Origin of the sequence: Trinickia acidisoli (assembly GCF_017315725.1) — a bacterium.
GTDB lineage: Bacteria > Pseudomonadota > Gammaproteobacteria > Burkholderiales > Burkholderiaceae > Trinickia > Trinickia acidisoli.
Window position 1 is genome coordinate 2,133,538 of the sequence record NZ_JAFLRG010000002.1, and the last position, 23,258, is coordinate 2,156,795.

General features: G+C 58.7%; 21 protein-coding genes and 1 pseudogene. 13 read left to right on the top strand and 9 right to left on the bottom strand.

Going from position 1 to position 23,258, the window contains the following annotated elements; all coding sequences use genetic code 11:
• Positions 1 to 21 precede the first annotated feature (21 nt).
• Positions 22 to 894 (bottom strand): LysR family transcriptional regulator, encoded by an 873-nt coding sequence (locus J3485_RS27740; RefSeq protein ID WP_206957765.1) that lies wholly within the window; start codon positions 892 to 894, stop codon positions 22 to 24.
• A 344-nt stretch (positions 895 to 1,238) separates the two neighbouring features.
• Here J3485_RS27740 and J3485_RS27745 point away from each other — a divergent pair, with 344 nt between their 5' ends.
• The 5 genes from J3485_RS27745 to J3485_RS27765 all read left to right on the top strand — a co-directional run bounded on the left by J3485_RS27745 (position 1,239) and on the right by J3485_RS27765 (position 5,972).
• Positions 1,239 to 2,606, top strand: coding sequence for an aminomethyltransferase family protein (locus tag J3485_RS27745; RefSeq protein WP_206957767.1), 1,368 nt, complete (start codon positions 1,239 to 1,241; stop codon positions 2,604 to 2,606).
• A gap of 53 nt (positions 2,607 to 2,659) precedes the next feature.
• Positions 2,660 to 3,553 (top strand): formyltetrahydrofolate deformylase, encoded by an 894-nt coding sequence (gene purU, locus J3485_RS27750; protein ID WP_242538956.1) that lies wholly within the window; start codon positions 2,660 to 2,662, stop codon positions 3,551 to 3,553.
• Between the two features lie 7 nt (positions 3,554 to 3,560).
• Complete coding sequence (locus tag J3485_RS27755; protein WP_206957768.1) at positions 3,561 to 4,424, top strand: bifunctional 5,10-methylenetetrahydrofolate dehydrogenase/5,10-methenyltetrahydrofolate cyclohydrolase; 864 nt, start codon at positions 3,561 to 3,563, stop codon at positions 4,422 to 4,424.
• Positions 4,417 to 4,830 (top strand): dihydroneopterin aldolase, encoded by a 414-nt coding sequence (locus J3485_RS27760; RefSeq protein WP_206957770.1) that lies wholly within the window; start codon positions 4,417 to 4,419, stop codon positions 4,828 to 4,830. Before J3485_RS27755 ends, J3485_RS27760 begins: the two co-directional genes overlap by 8 nt.
• Positions 4,831 to 4,946: 116 nt before the next feature.
• Positions 4,947 to 5,972: a porin gene (locus tag J3485_RS27765; protein WP_206957772.1), complete on the top strand. Its 1,026-nt coding sequence runs from the start codon at positions 4,947 to 4,949 to the stop codon at positions 5,970 to 5,972.
• A 38-nt stretch (positions 5,973 to 6,010) separates the two neighbouring features.
• On the opposite strand, the gene J3485_RS27770 is transcribed toward J3485_RS27765, so the two are convergent.
• Positions 6,011 to 6,814, bottom strand: coding sequence for a carboxymuconolactone decarboxylase family protein (locus tag J3485_RS27770; protein WP_206957774.1), 804 nt, complete (start codon positions 6,812 to 6,814; stop codon positions 6,011 to 6,013).
• A gap of 73 nt (positions 6,815 to 6,887) precedes the next feature.
• On the opposite strand from J3485_RS27770, the gene J3485_RS27775 reads away from it, so the two are divergent.
• The 3 genes and pseudogenes from J3485_RS27775 (at position 6,888) to J3485_RS27785 (ending at position 9,474) form a co-directional block, all read left to right on the top strand.
• A complete protein-coding gene (locus J3485_RS27775; RefSeq protein ID WP_206957776.1) occupies positions 6,888 to 7,796 on the top strand; it encodes a LysR family transcriptional regulator in 909 nt (302 codons plus the stop codon).
• Between the two features lie 173 nt (positions 7,797 to 7,969).
• Positions 7,970 to 8,982: pseudogene (locus tag J3485_RS27780) on the top strand (aldo/keto reductase).
• A 354-nt stretch (positions 8,983 to 9,336) separates the two neighbouring features.
• The gene (locus J3485_RS27785; RefSeq protein ID WP_206957777.1) at positions 9,337 to 9,474 is read left to right on the top strand and encodes a hypothetical protein; all 138 of its coding nucleotides are present in this window, start codon (positions 9,337 to 9,339) and stop codon (positions 9,472 to 9,474) included.
• 76 nt (positions 9,475 to 9,550) lie between these two features.
• Here J3485_RS27785 and J3485_RS27790 read toward each other — a convergent pair whose 3' ends face one another.
• The 5 genes from J3485_RS27790 to J3485_RS27810 form a co-directional block, all read right to left on the bottom strand.
• Positions 9,551 to 10,531 carry a PHB depolymerase family esterase gene (locus J3485_RS27790; protein WP_309477091.1) on the bottom strand — a complete coding sequence of 327 codons (981 nt, stop codon included), beginning with the start codon at positions 10,529 to 10,531 and terminating at the stop codon, positions 9,551 to 9,553.
• 255 nt (positions 10,532 to 10,786) lie between these two features.
• On the bottom strand, positions 10,787 to 11,854 hold the full coding sequence (locus tag J3485_RS27795; protein ID WP_206957780.1) for a hypothetical protein: 1,068 nt from the start codon (positions 11,852 to 11,854) through the stop codon (positions 10,787 to 10,789).
• A 241-nt stretch (positions 11,855 to 12,095) separates the two neighbouring features.
• On the bottom strand, positions 12,096 to 13,424 hold the full coding sequence (gene dmeF, locus J3485_RS27800; RefSeq protein ID WP_206957788.1) for a CDF family Co(II)/Ni(II) efflux transporter DmeF: 1,329 nt from the start codon (positions 13,422 to 13,424) through the stop codon (positions 12,096 to 12,098).
• An 8-nt stretch (positions 13,425 to 13,432) separates the two neighbouring features.
• Entirely contained in the window at positions 13,433 to 13,708 is a 276-nt protein-coding gene (locus tag J3485_RS27805) for a metal/formaldehyde-sensitive transcriptional repressor (protein ID WP_206957790.1), read from the bottom strand.
• A gap of 81 nt (positions 13,709 to 13,789) precedes the next feature.
• A complete protein-coding gene (locus tag J3485_RS27810) occupies positions 13,790 to 14,830 on the bottom strand; it encodes a LacI family DNA-binding transcriptional regulator (protein WP_206957792.1) in 1,041 nt (346 codons plus the stop codon).
• Positions 14,831 to 15,048: 218 nt separating this feature from the next.
• On the opposite strand from J3485_RS27810, the gene J3485_RS27815 reads away from it, so the two are divergent.
• The 5 genes from J3485_RS27815 (at position 15,049) to J3485_RS27835 (ending at position 21,356) form a co-directional block, all read left to right on the top strand.
• Entirely contained in the window at positions 15,049 to 16,203 is a 1,155-nt protein-coding gene (locus J3485_RS27815; RefSeq protein WP_206957802.1) for an ABC transporter ATP-binding protein, read from the top strand.
• Between the two features lie 20 nt (positions 16,204 to 16,223).
• Positions 16,224 to 17,459: an ABC transporter substrate-binding protein gene (locus J3485_RS27820; RefSeq protein WP_206957811.1), complete on the top strand. Its 1,236-nt coding sequence runs from the start codon at positions 16,224 to 16,226 to the stop codon at positions 17,457 to 17,459.
• A gap of 169 nt (positions 17,460 to 17,628) precedes the next feature.
• Positions 17,629 to 18,423 carry a carbohydrate ABC transporter permease gene (locus J3485_RS27825; protein ID WP_508616733.1) on the top strand — a complete coding sequence of 265 codons (795 nt, stop codon included), beginning with the start codon at positions 17,629 to 17,631 and terminating at the stop codon, positions 18,421 to 18,423.
• A 16-nt stretch (positions 18,424 to 18,439) separates the two neighbouring features.
• On the top strand, positions 18,440 to 19,291 hold the full coding sequence (locus J3485_RS27830) for a carbohydrate ABC transporter permease (RefSeq protein ID WP_206957816.1): 852 nt from the start codon (positions 18,440 to 18,442) through the stop codon (positions 19,289 to 19,291).
• A gap of 82 nt (positions 19,292 to 19,373) precedes the next feature.
• Positions 19,374 to 21,356 (top strand): beta-galactosidase, encoded by a 1,983-nt coding sequence (locus J3485_RS27835; protein ID WP_206957818.1) that lies wholly within the window; start codon positions 19,374 to 19,376, stop codon positions 21,354 to 21,356.
• A 68-nt stretch (positions 21,357 to 21,424) separates the two neighbouring features.
• Here J3485_RS27835 and mctP read toward each other — a convergent pair whose 3' ends face one another.
• Together mctP and J3485_RS27845 are read right to left on the bottom strand one after the other, a co-directional pair.
• Positions 21,425 to 22,921: a monocarboxylate uptake permease MctP gene (gene mctP / locus J3485_RS27840; protein ID WP_206957820.1), complete on the bottom strand. Its 1,497-nt coding sequence runs from the start codon at positions 22,919 to 22,921 to the stop codon at positions 21,425 to 21,427.
• Positions 22,918 to 23,130, bottom strand: a complete 213-nt coding sequence (locus J3485_RS27845) for a DUF3311 domain-containing protein (protein ID WP_206957821.1) — start codon at positions 23,128 to 23,130, stop codon at positions 22,918 to 22,920. The genes mctP and J3485_RS27845 overlap by 4 nt, the downstream gene beginning before the upstream one ends.
• Positions 23,131 to 23,258: the final 128 nt, after the last annotated feature.

The window sequence follows — 23,258 nt, forward strand, 5'->3', positions numbered from 1 at the left end:
GGCCAAGGAGGCGCCTCGTGGTCATAGTGGGTTCGTCGCGAACCAGCCGACGACAAAATCCATCAAGAGCCTGACTTTTGCCGGCACGCCGCTGCCCGGAGCGATCGCGACATAAAGCGTTTGACCAAACGGGGTCCACTCCGCTAAAGAATGCTTGAGTCTCCCCTTCGCGAGGTCGTCGCGAATCAATGGCATGGGCAGGACCGCCAATCCGAAGCTTTCGAGCGCAGCCTCTCGCAACGCGGAAAAGCTGTTGGTAGAGAAAGCCGGGATAGGCTGAAAGCGTTCCTCTTGTCCGTTCCGCTCAAATTGCCACGTATGGTAGTTGAAATGAACCAGCGTGCTGTGCCTCGCGATGTCGCCCGGGTTATCTAGTGCCGGCGCCGATTCCAAATATTCCGGGGAAGCACATAGGCCGTAGGGAATGTCCACGATCTTGCGGGCGAGGATTCGGCTGTCGGGAATAGGGCGCGTATGCAGTGCGATATCGCAACCCTGCTCGAGGAATCCGTAAGCAGTCTGGGCCACTCCTCCAAGAACTAAGCGCGGCCGGATTTCGGGGTGGCGTTTGGCAAAGGCAGTGAGCAGACGAGTCGCAGTGGTCTGCAGCCATTTCGGGCCGAGGACAGAGATCTCGCCGCGTGCCTCGGCCGCCTCCGACGACACCTGTCGGTCCATTTCATCGACGCGGGTCAGGATCTCGTCGCAGAAGTGAAAATAGCGCTGACCCGCTTCGGTCAGGGACAAAGATCGCGTCGTGCGGTTCATCAGGCGGACGCCCAGTTCGTCCTCGAGCGCCTGGATATGGCGACTGACAAGAGTTCGAGAGATGCCGAGATGTTCTGCAGCAGCCCCAAGGCTACGCTGCTTCACCGCCTCGACGAAAGCTGCCATCGCACTCATTCGATCCAATCTCTTCTCCTGAGGTGACCTTGGTCGGGGCTAACCCAGGGAACCACGATCAGATCGATAGGCTGATGGCAACTGTTCCTCGGTTCCGAGCAAGCCGCTCCATGATAGCGGCTTTTCAAGCGAGTCAACGCTTCAATCTCGGCCCTCTCGCAGTTCGTACGTTCACTGAGATTTGATCGATTTTCGCAAGGTAAGTGTGCGACGGGCACGCTTTTTCCGATTCATCCCCCACATTAAGATCACTTCAAGCGCTTCTGCTATCGCGCTGTTCGCCGCAGACGAACGGCAAGCGAGAAGACATCGAAACCGACCTAGGAATTCATGAAATGACAGTTGCACTCACTGAAAGCTTGGAAGAAGCAATTCAACGTGCTGGAAGCGCCGTCGATCTGTTGCGCAATAGCCAGCGTCGCGCGTTTTCGCACGGCACGGTTTCGGGCCAGTTCACGAACTGGCAGAGCGAGGTCAATTCCTGGCGAGAGACCTGCGGGTTCATGGACCAGTCGCATCACATGGTGGATCACTATGTTAAGGGCCCCGGTGCATTCGATCTGCTCTCCAGCCTGGCCGTCAATAGCTTCAAGAACTTTAGGCCAGGCATGGCCAAGCAGTTCATCGCCACCACCCCGGACGGCTACTACCTCGGTGACTGTGTCCTTTTCTATCTCGAGGAAGAACTGTTCAATCTGGTAGGTCGTCCGACGGCCCTCGACTGGGTTCAGTATCACGTCGAAACCGGCAAGTGGGATGTCACGACAGAGCGCGACCCGCAATCGATGGATCGCGGCGGACGTCCGCCGATCGTGTACCGGTACGAGCTGCAGGGACCGCTCGCCGGCCCGCTCGTGGAAAAACTCACCGGACAGCTTCTGCCGGACGTCAAGTTCTTCGGCATGACGGATTTCCGGATCGCTGGGCACCGGGTTCGCGCGCTACGTCATGGGATGGCCGGTGCCGTGGGCTTCGAGATGTTCGGGCCTTGGGCAGAGGGAGATGCGGTACGCGATGCCATTCTTTCGGCCGGTCAGGAATTCGGGCTGCTTCGGGTGGGCTCGATCGCCTATTCCACGGCGAACCTGGAATCGGGCTGGATTCCAGGTCCTTTGCCTGCGATCTTCAGTCAGAACGAACTGAAAGCCTACCGCGAATGGCTCCCCGCCAAGGCTGCTGGAAGCCTAGCCGGCAGCCTCTATTCGAAGGATATCGCCGATTATTACGTCACGCCGCTCGACCTTGGCTATGAACGCATGGTGGCGTTCGACCATGATTTCGTCGGCTCGGAAGCCTTGAAGGATCACGCCAAGGGAAGGCGTCGCAAGAAGGTGACACTCATGTGGGATCCGCAAGACATGGCGCGCGTCGTTGCCTCGGCCTGGACAGCCGGTCCCAAGTACAAGCACTTCAACATGCCCAAGGCGCGCTACGGGCTCTATCAGATGGACGAGGTACTGATAGGCGGCAACCGTGTCGGGATCTCGATGGACTGCGGCTACATCGCGAATGAGCGCTCCGTCGTTTCGTTGGCGGTGGTCGATGAGCAATTCGCCGAAACGGGTACTGAGGTCACGGTGCTCTGGGGTGAGAATCCGATTTCCCGCAAGCCGCAGGTCGAGCCGCACGAACAGACCGCGATCAAGGCGATCGTGGCGCCCGCACCCTATGGCGTGCACGCACGCAACGTGTACCGCAAGTGATGCGTTCGACGGGCCGGTGCGATTCGAGTCCGTCGCGGTGGCCGAGATCGGCAATGGCAACAAATCCTTCTGGAATGAGAGAGTCTGGTGTGACGGAAACTTGCATCCTAACCCTTCAGTGTGACGACCGTCCCGGGCTCGTCTCGACAGTCACCACGTGTCTTGCCTCGCACGGCGCCAATATTGTCGCTGCCGCGCAATTCAACGATCGCGAAGCCGATCGGTTCTTCATGCGGATCGAAATGGATGTTCCCGGTTGGGAAGCACTAGACCCGTTCAAGAAGGACTTCAGCAATCTTGCAAAATCAGCCGCGATGCGGTGGAAGATTCGGCGCAAGGCGACACCGACCAAGGTTCTTTTCCTCGTCAGCAAATTGGACCATTGCCTCGGCGATTTGCTTTATCGCCGCCGCATCGGAGAGTTGGCGATGGAGGTTGTAGGCATCGTCGGAAACCACCCGAGAGAGGATGTGACGATCTCCCTGAGCAGTGGCATTCCCTACCACTACTTGCCAATCACGCGTGAAACGAAACCGCAGCAGGAAGCGCAGATTCGGGCGATCGTAGAGGAGACCGGCGCCGACCTGGTTGTGCTCGCGCGCTACATGCAGATCCTCTCGGACAAGATGGCGAGTTTCCTTACGGGCCGCTGCATCAACATCCACCACTCGTTCCTTCCCGGCTTCAAGGGCGCCAAGCCATATCACCAGGCGTATGCGCGCGGGGTGAAGATGATCGGCGCGACGGCTCACTATGTGACTGCCGATCTCGACGAGGGACCGATTATTCATCAGGATGTCGAACCGATCACTCACGCCGACACGCCTGATGATCTCGTGCGCAAGGGACGCGATATAGAGCGGCGCGTGCTCTCCGAAGCGGTGCGATTGCACGTTGAAGACCGAGTGCTGCTCTCCGGCAGCAAGACCATCGTGTTCCGGGACTGAGGTCGACGTGTCGAAAATCATTCAGGGCAAGCGGATTGCGAGGGAACTGTGTGACAGGGTGGCGATCGAGGCCGCTGAGTTTCGCCAGAAGCACGGTCTACCCCCTGCACTCGCGGTCGTTCTCGTAGGGGCGAATCCCGCGAGCGAGATCTACGTCCGGCAAAAGGTCGTCGAATGTCGCAGGGCGGGAATTCGTTCGATGGAATACCGACTACCCGCCGTGACACCGGAAGCGGCCTTGCTCGATCTCATCGATTCTCTGAACCAAGACGCGACCATTCACGGCATCCTTGTTCAATTGCCGTTGCCGGACCATATCGATGCTAGCGAGGTGCTCGATGCGATAGATCCGGGCAAGGACGTCGATGGCTTCCACCCCGTGAACGTGGGGCGCCTCTCGACCGGAACCGCGGGGCTCATTCCATGCACTCCGCTTGGATGCATGATGCTTGTCGACACCGTCGTCGACGAACTTCGCGGCAAGCACGCGGTGGTCATCGGTAAGTCGAATATCGTGGGCAAGCCGGTCGCCTTGCTCTTGCTTGAACGCGAATGCACCGTGACCGTGACCCATATCGCCACACAGGGACTGCCCGACATTGTCCGCAACGCTGACATCGTCGTGGTAGCCGCCGGCGTACCGCACCTTGTTCGCGGTCACTGGGTCAAGCCCGGAGCCGTGGTTATCGATGTGGGCATCACGCGCAGAGAACGTTCCGACGGAAAGGCTTCGATCGTCGGCGACTGCGCCACCGAGGAAATGGCGCATGCCGATGCCGTGACGCCGGTTCCCGGCGGTGTCGGCCCAATGACCATCGCGTGTTTGCTCGCCAATACCTTGAAGGCCGCGAGGACGTTAAACGATGGATAAGCTAGCGACTGCACCACGTGGACAAAATCTTGCGCCCCTTGTGGCGTTGTCCTGTCAGGTCCTGCTGAGTGATATCGAGGTCATGGCCGATATCGGCGCGCTGGAAAGCGAAAGGGGGGTGCCGCAACCGCTGCGGATCGATGTCAGGGTGAGCGTCGTGCCCCCGTCAAGAGACGAGCTTTCGCATACCTTCGACTACTCCCGTATCCGGGCCTTTGCCCTCGAACTCGCTGCCGAACGTACCGTGCTCATAGAGCGCTTTGCGCTGAAGCTTGCGCTGAGATGTCTGGCTGACGACACGGCGCTCGAGGCTGAGGTGCGAATTGGAAAACCGTGCGCCTTGCCTGGCTGTCTTGCCGGCACCCGTGTCGTAGTAAGCAAATGCCGAGGCGTGATATCTGCCTGAGCGGTTGAGATTCGTGCCTCGGAATGATTGCGCTATTTTTTCACACTCAAATAAATTTAGGAGTCCTAATTTAAAAGTGCAGGACATCAACTTATATAACGAAGATCTGGAGACAAATGAAAAAGACCTTTCTCGCAGCGTCCGTCGTCATCTCGTCATGCATCTTCCACGCTGCGCATGCGCAATCGTCTGTGACGCTATACGGTATTGTCGATAACGGCATCGAGTATCAGAATGGCGGTGCAAACCGCGTGATCCGCATGTCGTCGGGCGGCATGTTCGCAACGGTTTATGGACTCATCGGTCATGAGGACATCGGCGGTGGCGTACACGTCAATTTTCAGCTTGAACAAGGTTTCTCCGCCGCCAACGGTGCTGCATCCGTCCCGGGCGACGCCTTCAATCGGCTGGCATGGGTCGGCATGTCGGGGCAATTCGGCGAATTCCGCGTGGGGCGACAGAAGAAGCCCCAGTATCTGTACCTCGATGGCTTGCTCGATCCGCTCGCGGGGAAATCTATCGCGTCGCCGCTCGGCAATTTCATGTCGACGACGGTTCGCGCCAACAATGCCATCGCCTACTTCACGCCGAACTACCGGGGCCTGACCGGGCAGTTCATGGTGGCCATGCGCGACTCGACCACCAAGCCTTCCAACGGCATTCAGTTTTACAACGCGGTGTTCAAATACGTCAATGGTCCGTGGATCCTGGGCACCGGTTACGAGCAACAAGACAGCCCGGCGGGAACCTCGGTGCAAAAGGCATTTACGGCAGCCTCGTCGCTCAAGGTCAACGCGGCGCGCTTCTATCTCGTCTATCACACGGAAACGCAGTCCGATGGCAGCGAGAACGTAGCCGTCTATTCGGCATCGGCTTCTTACCTGTTCAATCCAGCCAATGAGATTGTCGTGATGTATGGCTATCTTCACGATCGCAGTGGCAGAGGCGACAACGCGCAGCAACTCGGTCTGTCCTACGAATATTTCCTATCGAAGTCATCGATGATCTATGTCGCCGCGGGCCTCATCGACAACCGCAATCAGGCGGCCTATACGCTCAAAGGGACTGAATATGCGGGTATTGCGGTCACGCCGGGTGCGACCGCGCGCGGCATCATCATCGGGCTGACGCACAAGTTCTGAATCGCTGGCCTGACAGGCTGCTGCCGCCACGGCGACGTTTAGCCAGCGGTTGGCCAGGGTCGTTTTTCAAGCACATCCTTAACGACGGGAAGTGCCGTAAAAACATTCGGCCAACCCGCGTAAAACGCCAGTTGGGTCATGACCTCCGACGCCTGCGCTTTGGTCAGTCCGCTATCCATTGCCCGGTTCAGGTGGAAGGTCAACTGTGCGACTTGCCCCGTCGCGACCAGCGCACTGACTGTGACGAGACTGCGGTCGCGCGGTGCAAGGCCCGGTCGTAGCCACAGGTCGTTGAACAGCGCGTCTCGAGTGAATTGAACCACCCCTGGCGAGACCGCGCCGAAGTTTTGTTGCACCATGGCCTCGCGCTGGGCTTCGGCCACCTTGTCGAGAGGGAGAAGTTCAACCGACGCCGGCGGAAGCTGCGCCGCTGTGGTTCCGCGTCTTTCATACACGGCGTTCGTCACCTTCACGGCCGAGGTCGCATTGGCCCAACCGGAATAGAACGCCAGATGCGCGATGATTTCCGAAATCTCGCCGGGCTCGAGGCCGCTATCGAGTGCGAGATCGAGGTAGAACGGCAACTCTGCGCTCTGATTGCGAGCAATCAACACCGAGAGCGTCACTACGCTTCGATCCCGCGCGGACAGTGGTGGACGCTGCCACAAGTCGCCGAGCACCACATCGTTCGTATAACGCTCAAGGACAGGTGAAACGGTGCCGATTCCGGCGAGTAAATCGACACCAGACGAGAGAGCCGGACTTTCCATATCAGTTTTCCTTTCGACCTGAGAACCGGCCGCGATACCGAGCGCAAGCGATGGATGGACGATGGGCTGCATTTGAAATCTAACGTACTCACTCATGCTCGACTAGGCGCTAGAATCGGCAAACACCTATGAAGTGAGTTCATCAATGCGTCGCGAAGGCTATAACGACCTGCTTGCACTGATCGCCGTCGCGCGCGAGCGCAGCTTCACGCGTGCTGCCGCGCAACTCGGCGTATCGCAATCCGCCTTGAGTCATACCATTCGAGCACTCGAAACCAGGCTCGGAATGCGACTCCTAACTCGAACCACGCGCAGCGTCTCGCCAACCGAGGCAGGTGAACGTCTCATTCGGACAATCGCTCCGCGCTTTGAGGAAATCGAATCCGAGTTGGCAGCCGTGGCAGAGTTTCGGGACAAACCTGCGGGCACGATCCGTATCACTGCAACCGACTACGCGACCGAGACGGTTCTGTGGCCTAGGTTGGCGCCGGTCCTGCGTGAATATCCGGACATCAAGGTGGAAATCATCACCGACTACGGCCTGTCCGATATCGTGGCGGATCGTTATGACATCGGCGTTCGCCACGGCGATCAGGTAGCCAAGGACATGATCGCTGTCCGCCTCGCCCCCGAAATGCGCATGGCCATCGTCGGTGCGCCGGAGTACCTGAAGACGCGTGCGTTGCCACAGAAACCCCAGGATCTGACCGCACACAACTGCATCAATCTGCGTTTGCCGACGTTGGGCGGCTTTTACGCATGGGAGTTAAAAAAGGGCCGTCGCGAGATGCAGGTTCGCGTCGACGGACAACTCGCTTTCAACGGAACCTACCAGATGCTGGCGGCAGCGTTGTCGGGATATGGCCTGGCGTACATTCCGGCTGACCTCGCCCAGTCCCATGTCGAAGCAGGTCGCCTCGCGAAAGTATTGGAGGAATGGTGTCCCACGTTCCCGGGGCTGCACGCCTGCTATGCGACCCGACGTGAATTCTCGCGAGCGTTGACCGTGGTGATCGATGCGATTCGTTATCGCAAGGCAGAGCACAGGAACTGAAATACGATTCATGAGCTGGATTCATGGGGGCTTGCCGTTTCACGGGCTTTATCACTGGATACTCTCCACCTATCATCATCCATACAGACGGCGATCGAAGCGCCAGCTAGTGCGCTGGCTTCGGCGCTCACGCTTTAGTAACCGCAGGCGCAGCCTGCATGGAGATGTTGACAGTGGACTATCGATATCTGGGTGGCAGCGCCCTCAAGGTGTCGCCCCTGTGCCTCGGTGCGATGATGTTTGGCGGCGAAACCGATGAAGCCACCTCCCGCAGGATGATCGACAAGGCTTTCGACCAGGGTGTCAACTTCCTCGACACCGCCGATGTCTACCACGCGGGTCGGTCTGAAGAAATCATTGGCCGGGCGATTGCACAGCGACGGGACGATTGGGTCGTAGCAACCAAGTTTGGCTATCCGGCTTCGGCAACCTCCCGTCCGAACGCACAGGGGCAATCACGCAAATGGATTTGCCGGACAGTCGACGCTAGCCTAAAGCGTTTTGGTACGGACTACATCGACATTCTCTACTTCCACCGGTCGCTAATCGACGCGCCGCTCGAGGAAGGGGTTCGTGCCATCGGCGATCTCATTCGCCAGGGGAAGGTGCGTTACTTCGGCTTGTCCAATTTTCGCGCTTGGCGCATTGCGGAGATTGTGCGCCTAACCGATCAGCTCGGCCTCGATCGTCCCGTTGCGATCGAACCGGTTTACAACATGGTCGACCGTACGGCCGAGGTCGAGTTGATGCCTGCTGCCGGACACTATGGCATTGGCGTCGTGCCCTACAGTCCGCTCGCGCGGGGCGTACTGACCGGCAAATATGCCTCCGGCGATGCGCCGCCAGCCGACTCTCGTGTGGCGCGCGGTGACAAGCGCATCCAGCAGACCGAGTGGCGTCCGGAATCGCTCGCCGTCGCCCAGAAAGTCGCGGCGCACGCCGCTGAGCGCGGGACCACTTCGATTGCGTTCGCCATCGCGTGGGTACTCAGAAACAAGCTCGTGAGTTCTGCCATCGCTGGTCCGCGCACGGAGGCGCACTGGGACAGCTATATGGACGCACTGACGCTGCAACTGGGGCCGGACGACGAAAAGTTTGTCGACAGCCTGGTTCCCCAGGTCATGCATCGACACCCGGCTATACGGATCCGAACTATCCGGTCGAAGGCCGACGCGTGAGGGGTTGATCTGCGAGGCGCCCTAAGACCAGATGCTACACGCGCAAAGCGTCGATGCCCGGGCGTTCCTTTATCGGATCGGGCAATCGGCGTTCTAAGCAAACCGCCGCTCAACTGCTAAGCCACTGACTCAAGTGGTCGAAGACCGGGCGCGCTCAATCGTGCTGCAGGAAGTGAGTGGAGTTGCGCACACCATGAGTCTGGAAGACCAACGTCCGGCAACCGACCGACTTCGAAAGCAGGTTGAGCAGAGAACGGCAGAACTACTCCGGGGCCGCTGGTCCGACCTATGGCGATAGATTTAGACGAGCACGACGGCCAGACCTCGACCCTGGCGAGCTTGCAGGGCTGATACCGACGCACATGGCCACCAAGGGTGACCTGAATGACTGGGAGCAGGAGAACATCCTGCAAGCCGTGCAATGGGTTCGCCGTCAACGCAAGGTCGATGTCCTCAGTGAAGCGTTCTGTCATGAGGCGATGCGCGGTCACAATGGATAGCGTCAAGCAGAATGGCCCAATCTACAAGCGTGAGATGTAGCGCGAAACGACCCCCAGCGCATGCATCCCATCGCCCTTAGTGTCCCGACAGGTTCGCCACTCGATTAACCAAACGGTTCAACCACGCCATTTGCGGTGCCGCGCGGGTATCGAACTGTGTCCCCGTGTAGCCCCACCAATCCCAGCATCCGCCGTAGTTTTGGTCCACGGTTCGTGTCTGCGGGTAGACGACGATCACGCGATAGTCGTCTGCCCAACGATTGAAGCCGACGTCGCGGACGAACTTTAGACCGATGGCGGTTTCGTTTTGATTGCAGCCGTGCAGGGCAAGCACCAAGCCGCAGGGTTGCCCGTTCATGCACGCTTTCGGCGTGTACACATAAACGAATTTCCCGGCATATGCCGCGCTCGGCGGGAGAGAGTTCGCCGATCGAAGCTTGGTGATCGCGCCCGCGGCACCATCGGGCTGGTCTCCTGTCTTGATGTCCGGGTATAAGTGCTCGAGGATGTTCTTGGCGCCGTCGAATCCGCAGTGCCCGAGATAAGGCGAAACCGATTTGATGCAATCGTCATCGGGTAGCGGCGGAAGATAGGTGGGAAAGGTATGGCCAAATCGATGCGTTCCATCTTCGCTGATTTGCAATCCGGCGAGTTGAGTGGGAAGCGTAGCTTGGAGTTTTTTATAAAACGTCGTGACGGCCCCCGCGATTTTCGTACCCACCACTTGGTCTGCCGTACCGTACAGCACGTAGATCGACCCATGATTGAGTAGGTTCAAATCGCCGAGCGAATGGTCCTTGGCGTTTTGCACGGCTCGATTGACTGCCGACGTCAATTGTTGATCGGTCAGTGCCGACGGAGATAGGCAACCTGCCATCGCGCCTGCCACTTTCAGGCAATCATAGGGACCACCGGCAAGAACTGCTGCTAGTGGGAATGTTTCGGGGTAAGCCAACTGAAGTTGCGTGGTCATGAACCCACCGGAAGAAATGCCGGCGACGGCTACGCGGTTTGCTTGAATATTGAGGCCCGATGGCAACTTATCCGTGACCTTCACTGCGTGCTGCGCCGTTTGCCCAGCGGCCATGCACGTGATAAAAATCGCCATCAACGCGATCCACGATCTCCCAATGCGCATATTCACTCCCTCGGATAAATATTTGAGAACAGGCGCATGGTAGGTTAACGGTTCATTAAAGCGGTTCTGCTGCTCCCATATGTTGGGGATTGGCGAGGAATGTAGCGGGACAGGCAATGCGGTGCGGCACGATGGGGCAGCGTGCCGCTCAAGCAAAGCCGACTAAATACCTACTCACGAGTCACCAAGTAGCGTGGTTTCGTGGCCGCAGGCCACGGCGCTGCACCTTCGGGTTCTGCGCAATCTGCCAATATAGTTGCCGCCGTTCCAAACCAGCCGCGCGCCGCACGGCCCGCAATAATGGTGGGGCGCAGCCGCGGTGCATTCGTGCCAGCGGGTACTGAAGGTCGTAGTGCGCGGCTTGACCTTATTGCAAAGCCTGCATCGTGGCATCCGGAGGAAGCACTCTATTACTTCGATATGCGCTGGGAGCAGGTCAGCGATATAAAAGCTGGCGTCGATGTGTCCGTCCCGATTGGCTTCCCATATCCGCGTGTGCCCCCATTCGATCGAGCGATTAGGCTCGGTCTGGATAAATCGGGTCCTCCCGTTGTGGGTGATCGACAATGCCCAGTGCTGCCAGTGATACCAATCGGCGAGTGGGGCCGTCACATGTATTTTGTAGGGGGAGAAGTGAGCCTGGGGCTGCAATCCATTGCGACGGGCCGCTTCGCGGGCCATGGCCGCCATGAATAGCTTCCGGGGATCACGATCGCCCAACGCCGCAGCATTGACATCGTCTATGGCGCTCGCTCGTGCTGCTGCGGCTTCTGCTTCGGCGGCACGGCGCTCCGCGGCGGCGGCGGCGCGCGTTGTGGCAGCAGTAGCGCCGTTGGCAGCAGCAACGCGTGCGGCTGCCCTTGCGTCGGCGCGTGCGTCGGCGAAGCGTTCCCTGGCAGCGGCGGCGGGCGCGGAGGCGTTGCGTGCCGCGAGCCATAGTGCGCCAATGCCAGGCTCGCCGGGAAAGACATGCGCGAAGGCGGGCCGCGGTTGGCCGTCGCGGTAGTCCACCGGTGCGTTCTCCTCGTACAGCACCACTGGCGAGGACGGAGCGTCAGGGTTATTTTGAGCAGAGCCACACAGCGCCCAGTTCCAACATGCGCGCGACACAGTGTTTGCGAGGCGGGCGGCGTTTATCGGCCCCACGTAGCCTGCCGGGATGTACAACTTCGCGGTATCCGCTGGAATATCACCACCGGCGATATCCGTTATTCCAGTTAGTTGTGCAGGCGTCAGTGGCATGAATTGTCCTTGCTTAAGGTTAGAGTTGTAAGGAAAGCAAGATGAAGAAGCGTGTGTCAGAATTTGCAAGACTCACGCGTCAATATGCCTGTGCTCTGCAATTCGTGCAACACCATCTCAAACTCGGAGCCTCAGCACTGTTCGCCATTCGAATAGACGGTGTTCCCTCGAACATAATGGCCGGACGCAATTCTATGACGTTCGGATCGGCGCATGAGCCCTGTCCAATAGGCGAACGACTTTATTCCGTAGCGGCGCCAGTGAAGGGCAGGCCTGTCGTTTCAAGACGGGCTTTACAGCTAGCCTGAATCTCCACCGTAATATGCGAAAGCCCTTTAAAGCGCTGAAGCGCAGCATGATAAAAGCGAGCATCCCGCTGTGAGTCGCTGGTCTCAACCGATACGACCGCGCTCATATGCCCCGGACCTACTCGCCATACATGCAGGTCGATCACCTTATCGCCACGGTCCTCGACAGCATGGCGAACGTTCTCCGCCATACGTCGGTCCGGATTCATATCGAGCAGGATGGCGCCGGTATCACGCATCAATCCGTACGACCAGTTTGCGATCACCAGTGCGCCGACGACGCCTGCGAGCGGGTCCATCCAAAGCCAGCCGAACGTGCGCGCTAGAACGAGCCCAATGATTGCCAGCACGGACACCGCCGCATCAGCCATGACGTGAATGTAGGCCGACCGGATGTTGTGGTCGCGAGTCGCTGCGTCATGAGCCTCATGAGCCTCATGGCCGTGCTCGCGCTCTTCGAATTCGATCTCGTGTTCGCCGTCCGACATTCGCACGACGGCCTTGAAGGCGTGCGGTTCAGGAATATCTTCCTTCGATTCCAGATAGTCACCGCGGTTCGCAAAAGTGAATACCTGTTGTATTCCGTCAGACCGTACGGTCGTTACCGACACGCCCGACGGGTCCAGCCGCGAACTCACTGTTGCCGGCGTAATGCGGAACACGGGAGGCACGCCATCCTCGAAGATGGAAACCGCAAACACACCCGACGGCGTAAAAATCGTCTGCACTTCGTCTTCGTGAGCGTGCTCGTCATTGCCATGACTGTGTCCGTGGCTATGACCATGACCATGCCCGTGGTGGTCTCCGCTCAGGAGCCACACGCTTGCCAGGTTGACCAGCAGACCGACCACCGCGATCGGAATCGCTTCGCCGAAATGAATCGGCACGGGCGACAGGAAACGTGACACAGCCTCGTACCCTATCAGCACTGCGATCATCGCAAGCACGATCGCACTCGTGAAGCCCGCGAGGTCGCCCAGCTTGCCCGTACCAAATACGAAGCGAGGATCAGTAGCGTGCTTGCGCGCGTAGGTGTACGCGAGCGCCGCAATCAGCATTGCACCGGCATGCGTCGACATGTGCAGACCATCGGCAACGAGCGCCAGCGATCCGAATAGACTGCCGCCGACGATTTCAATCAGCATCATCGCGCTGCACAGCGCAATGACCGCCCACGTCCTGCGCTCGTTCTGCTCATGGGCTGCGCCGAGAAAGATATGGTCGTGTCCTGCGCCGAACGCGACGTCTTTGAAATCACTCATGGTCTGCTTCACTTGAAATAGCTGCGAACGACTTCGACGAGCTGGTCAGTCGCACTGCCAGCCGGCTCATCATGCGTTTCAGCATCGACGAGATGCGTGCGGATATGGTCCTCGAGCACCACAGCTAGCAGGCCATTCATCGCGCCGCGACAACTGGTTATCTGTTGCAGTACGTCGATGCACCCTCGCTCTTCTTCGAGTGCTCGCTCGATGGCTTCCATCTGCCCCTTGATGCGGCGGACTCGATTGAGAAGCTTCTGCTTCTCACGAATGGTGTGACTCATTGATGACCTCCACGACTGCGGCGGAGTATAGCTCAGATAGGGTAGGGGGGTATGCCAATGTTTGGTCTGACTACCCCCTCATCATTTCCCCACCTGCCTCGTCGAGCCTCGCACGATCAACCGCGGAGCGGACGTATGAACGACTGCCGAATTCGATGCACGCCCCGCCATGAGTTCAACGAGCAAGCCTATGCCTTTCTCGGCCAGCTCCGCGGTAGGAATCGCGACGGTGGTCAACCCTGGGCGGCATTGGCGCGCAGGAAGGATATCCGTGATACTCACTACCGATAGATCCTCGGGGATCGAATAACCAAGATCCGCCGCGGCATTCAGCACCCCGAGCGCAGGCAAATCGTTCGAAACAAAAATCGCCGTCAGGTCAGGCCGTGATGCGAGCAAATCCCCGGCTGCTTCGTAGCCCGCCTCGAACGAATCGACGATGAATCGCTCGTCGGCGGCCACGGAGCGAATCTTCGCCTCTCGCATCACTTCTCGATACCCGGCGTAGCGTCCCCGATGTATTCCCTTCTTCGCGCTGCCGATGATGGCGCCAATGCGACGATGGCCGAGTTCGATCAGATGTTCCACGGCAAGCCTGGCCGCCCCCTTTGAATCGAACGTTACGCACGGAATGTCAGGCGGTTCGTCAGGTAGCTCCCACACCGAGATCGCCACGGGAACGCCGCGAGCCTGAAGTCTTTTGAGCTCCTCGATCGGTAGGTTTCCGTGATTTGCGACCAACACGCCATCGGAGAGCGATCCGGCGACCTGCTCGAGAAAGCTCGTACCCCCATCCGATTCGTGATCGGTGTTGCAGACGAGAAGGTGCCGCTCGTGCTTGAGCGCAGCAAGGTTCGCAGCGAGCGTGAACTCGGGATAGAACGGGTTCGTGATGCAACTGAGCATCAAGGCGAGTGTGGGCGCTTTGCCTTCGACGAGTGCGCGAGCGGTCAGGTTCGGCCGGTACCCCTGCTGTTCGATGGCATCGAGAACTCGCCGGCGTGTTTCTTCGCCCACGCGCCCCCGGCCGCGCAATACGTTGGAGACGGTCATCACGGAAACGCCGGCCTGCTCCGCAACGTCTCGAATCGTCGCAGCCGGATTGAAGGGTTTGCTGCTCATGCGTAGCGCCGTTGGCCAGGTCATCACTGAGAATTTGCCGCCACATTCAACCGACGTGACACGACCTTGTCAATCGAAATCTCAGGGGAAGCCCTATTGCACGTACCCATGATGGCGTGTAGAGTCCGACAAAACAATGAGGGAATAGCTTCCTCGCGGCGCTCGGCGCCATTTTTTAAAACTCGCTGGTGTAACGTTAAACCAAGCTTGGTGGAGACATGGCGGCAATCACACTGCAAGGCGTCAGCAAGGCATACGGAGAGCACGCGCCCGTGCTGCGCGGTATCGACCTCGACATCGGGGAGAATGAGTTTTGCGTCTTCCTCGGGCCGTCGGGATGCGGCAAGTCCACGTTGCTGCGCATCGTTGCGGGGCTCGAAGACGCGACGTCCGGCGATATTCGCATTGGGGGCCGTCTCATGAACGCCGTTCCGCCTGCCCAGCGAGGCGTGGCGATGGTCTTCCAGAGTTATGCCTTGTTCCCCCATATGACGGTCGAGCAAAACATGGGCTTCGGCCTCAAGCTCGCCGGACTTCCAGCGGACGAAGTTGCTCGCAAAGTCGAGCAGGCCGCGAAAATCCTTCAACTCGATCCATTGCTCAAGCGCAAGCCTGCTGCGCTCTCGGGCGGGCAGCGGCAGCGAGTGGCTATCGGGCGAGCCATCGTGCGCGAACCCGGTGTGTTTCTCTTCGACGAACCGCTATCGAATCTGGATGCCATGCTTCGCGGCCAGACGCGTGTCGAGATTGCAAAGCTGCATCGTCGATTCGCACAGGCAAGTACCGTTTACGTGACCCACGATCAGGTCGAGGCGATGACCCTCGGAGACAAAATCGTCTTGCTGCGTGCGGGCGCCGACGCCCAGCGTTTCGGCAGCATCGCACAGGTTGGCTCTCCGCTGGCGCTATATCACCGGCCGAACAGCCGATTTGTCGCGGAATTCATTGGCAGTCCTAAGATGAATTTTATGAGCGGATCGGTGTGTGCGCTGAGTGACAGCGGGGTGAGTGTCAAGTTGGACAACAGCCATGACATCGTCGTGGCGAGTGTTCAACCATCGTCGCTGGCACTGGGGCAGCCTGTTCAATTAGGCATTCGCCCCGAGCACTTCGAACGGATTGGCGATCCCCGGCAATCTGTGAAACGCGTCGATGAACGAGCATCGCAAGTTCTGCACCGGGACGTCACGCTCGTCGAGCATCTTGGCGAGCACAGCTACCTCCATGTCGAAGATGCCGACGGCAACGTCATGCTGGCGAAGCAGCCCGGCGACGCGAATCATCCGGTCGGCGCTACCGTCGCGCTCGAATTCAATGCGAGTACCTGCCATCTCTTTACCGCCGACGGCCGCGCAGTGCCGAGACCTCAATAAAACGATATCCGGAGACATCAATGAAACGAATGTTTGCGCTTTCAGCCTTGAGTGCCGCCCTCTTGTTCTCGGGGGTGGCCAATGCCGGGACGCTTCAACTGAACATCGCGTTCAAGGGCGCGGAGACACGCGCTGTTTGGGAGCATTTGATTCAAGAGTTCGAAAAGGAAAACCCGGACGTGAAGACGAAGGTCGCGTTCGTCGAGGAAGAAACTTACAAAGTACAACTACCCGGCTGGCTGTCGTCGGTCGCGCCCGACGTGATCAACTGGCATGAGGGCGAGCGCATGGCGTACTACGCTAAACGCGGATTGCTGCAAGACCTATCGGCGGATTGGCAGAAGAATGACTGGAATAGTCAGTTCGCGTCGCTCAAGACGGCGTCTTCGTTCGACGGTAAGCAGTACGCGATGCCGACGCAGTATTTTGCATGGGGGCTCTACTATCGCAAGGATCTGTTCGAGAAGGCCGGTATCAAGGGCGAGCCGCAGACGTGGGCGGAGTTTCTCGATGCGTGCAAGAAGCTCAAGGCGGCTGGTATCGCACCCATCGCCGTGGGTGGCCGTGACTCGTGGACGCTGGCCGCGTGGTTCGACTACCTCGATCTGCGCATAAATGGCTATCAGTTCCATATGCAGCTCATGAACGGCGACATTCCGTACACCGATGCGCGAGTCAAGCAAGTCTATCTGGCGTGGAAGACGCTTATCGACGACAAATATTTCATCGACAATCCACTGTCCTATAGCCTCGATTCGGTGCAGCCGCTGTATATCCAAGGTCAAGCGGCGATGATGCTGATGGGTACGTTCTTGTCTCCAGGCCTGCCTCCGGCAACGAAGGCGCAAACTGGGTTCTTCCGCTTCCCCACCGTGGATCCGAAAGTCACCGAGGCGGAGGATGGTTCTGCCGAGTGCCTCAATATCCCCACTCGCGCATCGAACAAAGCTGACGCCCGCAAGTTCCTCGCATTCATGGGCCGGCCCGAGAACGATGCGGCACTCGCCAAGGGTGTCGGTACGCTGCCGGCCAACAGCAAGGCCGCGATGCCGGACGACCCGATTGCAAAGATTGGATTCCAGATCTTGTCGCAGACCACAGGTGGTGTCGCGCAATTCTATGATCGCGATATGACCAAGGAGATGGCTGACGAGGGCATGAAAGGCATGCAAAAGTTCATGACCGATCCGTCGAAGCTCGACGAGATCCTGGCCGACCTCGAGAAGACACGCAAGCGCATCTACCATAAGTCCTGACGCGACGAGGGTCAAAATGGCTACAGCCGAGACGAGTAAGTCGGGGCGAGACGAGTCGCCCGCTGGTTTGCCTCATGGGTCGGCTCGCTCGTTGAAGCGATCCTTATCCGCACCGTTGGCGAGAAAGCGCAAGCGCGTGGCGATCTTGTTTCTCTTGCCGGCGTGCACGATGTTCAGCATCTATGTGATCTATCCGATCATCAGCAGCATCGTGCTCAGTTTCTATCGCTGGGACGGCATGAGCGAGAAGACGTTCGTCGGTTTTGCGAACTACGTGGAGTTGTTTCATACGGACACGTTCTACGTTGCCCTGAAGAACAACGTGCTATGGCTCGTCTTCTTCTTGCTCGCTCCCCCGATCGGGTTGGCATTCGCGCTCTACCTGAATCAGAGCGTCAAGGGCATGCGGCTGATCAAGTCACTGTTCTTTTCGCCGTTCGTGCTGTCGGGCGTCGTCGTGGGTCTCGTGTTCAGTTGGTTTTACGACCCTACGTTCGGTCTTCTCAAGCTGTTGGTGGGACACGGCATTCCGGTGCTGGGCGACGAGCGGTATGCGACGTACGGTGTCATCGCGGCGGCGCTATGGCCGCAGATTCCGTTCTGCATGCTGCTCTATCTCACTAATCTCACGAGTATCAATCCCGAGATCGTCGAAGCGGGGCGGATGGAAGGCGCGTCGGGATGGGCATTGCTCTGGCACGTTGTGCTGCCTCAATTGAGGCCTGCCACGTTTCTCTCCATCGTGCTCACGATCATCGGTGCGCTGCGCAGTTTCGACCTCATCGCGGTCATGACCGGAGGGGGGCCCTTCGATAGCTCGACCATCCTCGCCTACTTCATGTACGACCAGGCGATCAAGTATTTCCGGTACGGCTACTCGGCGGCTATCGCTGTGGTCCTGTTCCTGATCATGCTGGTATTCATCGTGTATCAGTTGCGCGGGCTTCTGCGCGCTGAAAGGTAATGAAGGAAGAGTGACTATGTACCCGACTCCCGTAAGCAGATGGAGCCCTGCCGGCCGGCGGCTCTACAAGGCCTCGCTCCCGGTTGCGCTCGTGCTCTGGCTGCTGCCGCTCATCGCCGTTCTCATTACGTCCGTTCGCTCGTCGGACGAGCTCATGATGGGAAACTATTGGGGCTGGCCTCATAGCTTCGCACTGTTCGACAACTACAAAACGGTGATCGTCGGATCTCCGATGCTTCACTACTTTATGAACAGTTGTCTCATCACGATTCCGTCCGTGCTCGGGTCTGTCGCGTTGGCGGCGATGGCGGGTTTCGCATTGGCGACGTACCCGTTCAAAGGCAACAACGCGATTCTAGGAATTTTTGTCGCGGGAAATTTCGTGCCTATTCAAGTGCTGATGATTCCAGTGCGTCAGCTCACGCTGCAGCTTGGATTGTTCAACACACTCACGGGCCTGATTCTCTTTCATGTTTCATTTCAAACCGGCTTTTGCACGCTGTTCCTGCGCAACTTCATCAAGGAGCTCCCGTACGAGCTGGTCGAGGCGGCGCGTATCGAAGGCGCGACTGAGTGGCAATTGTTTTACCGCATCATTCTGCCGCTGATTGCGCCTGCACTTGCGGCGCTAGGCATCCTCGTCTTCACCTTTGTCTGGAACGACTACTTCTGGGCGCTATGCCTGACGCAAGGAGACGACGCAGCCCCGATTACGGTGGGCGTTGCGAGCCTCCAGGGGCAGTGGACCACAGCATGGAATCTGGTCTCGGCAGGCTCGCTCCTCGCGGCGTTGCCGTCGGTGGTCATGTTCTTCGCCATGCAAAAGCATTTCGTTGCAGGGCTGACATTCGGCGCAACGAAGGGCTGAGCGGCCTTCCTACAAACACTATGCGCGAGCAGCGGGCTCGCGGGGCGTTGTGCGCCCATGACATCTAGAAAGGAACCGATCCATGAAAGTGGGTGTCGATTATTACCCGGAGCACTGGGACGTTGCGCTTTGGGAGCAAGATGCGCGACAGATGCAAGAAACGGGCATTTCGATCGTTCGTCTTGCGGAGTTCGCGTGGTCGAGGCTCGAGCCGCGTGAGGGGGAATTCGATTTCGATTGGCTCGATCGCGCCATCGCCGTGCTCGCTCGTCATGGCATCGAAGTCGTGCTTGGAACGCCGACGGCCACGCCACCCGTTTGGTTGACGCACAACTATCCCGACGTGCTTCCTGTCGATAACAAAGGGAATGCGCACTACGCGGGCGTGCGGCTCCATCGCTGTTACAACAGTCCTTCTTTGCGCAAGTATGGGGCGCGCATCATAGAGAAGCTCACGCAGCGTTACGCTATGCATGCCGCGGTAATGGGTTGGCAAACCGACAACGAGCTCGCGGCCAACGATTGTCATTGCGAAAACTGCACACTGCGCTTTCGGGGTTGGCTAAAGAGAAAGTACCGAACGCTCGACGAACTGAATCGCGAATGGGGCACGGTGGTTTGGAGTGGCGAATACAGCGATTGGGAGCAAGTCAAGACACCGCTGGGCGGCTCGCCCCATTTGAATCCATCGTTCCTGCTCGACTTCCGACGCTTCTCGTCGGACGCGGTTGCGGATTTCAATCGCTTTCAGGCGGACCTGATTCGCAAGCATAGCCCGGGTAAGTTCGTCACACACAATCTTTGGGGCTATCCGGTCACGGCCGATTACTACGATATGTTCGACAGCATGGACTTCGCCTCTGTCGACTACTATCCCGCGACGGATCTTCGCGATGACTCGAAGTCTCGCATGTATCACGGTGCGCTGACGCTCGATTTGACGCGCGGTGTGAAGCGCCGGAATTTCTGGGTGATGGAGCAATTGAGCGGAACTCCGGGATGCTGGTATCCGATGTCGCGTACGCCATTCCCCGGGATGATCCGCGCTTACGCATGGCAAAGCGTCGCTCGCGGTGCGGATGCGATCGTTCAGTTCCGGTGGCGCTCCGCGCGCGTCGGCGCGGAACAATTCTGGCACGGGCTACTGGATCATCATGGCTTGCCCGGCCGCCGCTATGCCGAGTTCGTCCGATTCAGCGAGGAAGCTGGGCGACTGACGCCGTTGCTCGAGGGTACGACGTTGCAGCACGACGTTGCGATGCTGTTCTCACACGAGCAACTCAATGCATTCCAGATCCAACCCCAAGCCGATGGTTTCGACTATGTCGGCAACTTCAAGCGCTTTCATACCGCGTTGCTGAGAATGGGCATCGGTGCCGACGTAATCAATTGGCGCTCGGACTTCGACGGTTATAAGTTGGTCATCGCGCCCATGCTCTATCTCATCGACGACGAGATGGCTGCGAAACTGCGGCGGTACGTCGAAACGGGCGGCACGCTGGTTTTGACCATGCGTTCTGGGGTGAAGAACATGAACAATGTGTGCTTGCCTGAAAGGCTCCCGAATTTACTGACGAATCTGATCGGCGCTCATGTCGACGAATACGATCCTGTAGGCAAGGATGTGCAAACACTCACCTTCGAGTCGGGAGAGACACATGCCTGCGCTCAATGGTGCGACCTCTTGATCCCCGTTGAAGCGCGTTCGATCGCGTCGTACTCGAGCGAATATTTCGCGGGCCGCTCGGCCATCACCAAAAACGAGATCGGGGCCGGTGTTGTCTACTACATCGGCACGGTGTTGGACGCGGTAGGGACGAAGTCGTTGCTGCGCCGTATTGCGACGGATGTCGGGATCGATTGTTCGCTGGATCTGCCGGAAGGCGTCGAGATGACGACGAGGAGGGCGGAAGGCAAGCAAATTACGTTCGTGTTGAATTTGTCGAAAGACGTCCAAACGCTATCGCTGCCCTTGCGTGATTGCGTGAGCGCACTATCGGACAGGCGATTTGCAGGCGGCGATTTCGAGCTTCAACCTGGCGCGGTTGAGATTCTAGTGCGGTAAACGAAAAAGGCAGAGGCGCCGCAACAACGCCTCTGCCTTCGATGAGAACTGCGAAGCCGTGCTATCCCTTAGGCCGCCAGTTGTCCCTCGGCGGTACTACGCCGCGCGGGCATCGCGAGCGACACGACCGCCGCTACGACAATGTTCGCGACCAGCGCAATCAGCCCGATATACATCGGCCACGTGGCACCGCCGATATGCAGCGCATAGACGGGCTTCAGTCCTTGCGACGCCGCGAGACTCGTACCGACCACGATCCCGACGAGCCAGCCGGCCAGCAGACCGGCCGAGCCGAGGCGGCGCGTGTACAGCGTAAAAACCACTGCCGGGAAAATCTGCAGAATCCACACCCCACCCAGCAGTTGCAGATTGATCGCAAACTTCGTCGGGAGTGCGACGATGAAGAGCAGCGCACCGAACTTGACGACCATCGACACGAATTTCGCAGTCGACGCTTCCGAAGCCGACGACATATTGGGCGATACGAGCGGGCGCCAGAGGTTTCGCGTGAACAGGTTGGCCGCGCCGATCGACATGATCGCAGCCGGCACCAACGCGCTGATTGCAATTGCCGCTGCCGCGAAACCGACGAACCACGACGGGAACAATGTGCCGAAGAGCGCGGGCACGACGTCGCTGGGCGACTTCACGTGGATGCCCGCGGCGATTGCCATGTAGCCGAGCAGCGCAATCAGACCGAGCAGCAGCGTATACGCAGGCAGGAAGATTGCGTTTTTCTTCACGGTATCGGCGGACGCCGACGACAACACGCCCGTCATCGTGTGCGGATACATGAACGCGGCGAGTGCCGAGCCGAGCGCGAGGGACGCAAACGCAGTGAATTGCGAAGGTTTCAGCAGAATGCCGGTCGCGCCGCCTTTCGCCTTGAAGTAGGTGTCGGCCGCATCGAACACATGGCCATACCCGCCGAGCTTCACGGGAATCAGGCACACGGCGGCGATGACGACGATGTAGATCATGATGTCCTTGACGAACGCGATCATCGCCGGTGCGCGCAGGCCGCTCTTATACGTGTAAAGCGCAAGAATCAGGAATGCGATGACGAGCGGCAGTTCGCCCGATACGCCGAGCCCCTTGATCACGACCTGCATGCCGATGAGTTGTAGCGCGATGTAGGGCATCGTTGCGACGATCCCAGTCACCGCGATCGCGGCGGGTAGCCATTTACCGCCGTATTCTCCGTGAACGTAGTCGGCGGCGGTGATGTGGCCTTTCGCATGCGCAGCCTTCCACAGCTTCGGCATGACGGCGAACACGAATGGATAAACGATGATCGTGTACGGCAGCGCGAAAAAACCATATGCCCCGACAGCGTATACGAGCGCCGGTACGGCGATCACCGTGTACGCGGTGTAGAAGTCGCCGCCCACGAGGAACCACGAGATCACGGTGCCGAATTGTCTGCCGCCGAGGCCCCATTCGTGCAACTGGGTGAGATCACCGCGTTTCCAGCGCGCCGCGACGAAGCCGACCACCGTCACGAGTGCGAACAATGCGATGAAGACGGTCATCGCGACCGGATCGATCGGAGGCGTATCGCTCATTTGGTGCTCCTATAGACAACGTACAGCAGCAGCGAGGTCAGCGGAACCCAAAGGAATTGGTACCAATAGAAGAACGGGAAGCCTGCGAAGGAAGGGTGGTTGCCGTTATAGAACGGTAGCCATAGCAGTGCGACGTAGGGAATCAGCAGGACGATCCAGTGCCAGCCGCGGCGGGTCTGGACCTCGTCCGTTAGCGGACGGTCGGTCATTGGGTTGGTCTCCTCGAAAGCTATTCTTTATTGCGCACTCCGACGTTCCGGGCGCGCCCGCCCTAACGTCGGAACCGATCTATTCGGCAGGCCGAGTATGTTCGATATGCCCCGCGAGTCACAACCGC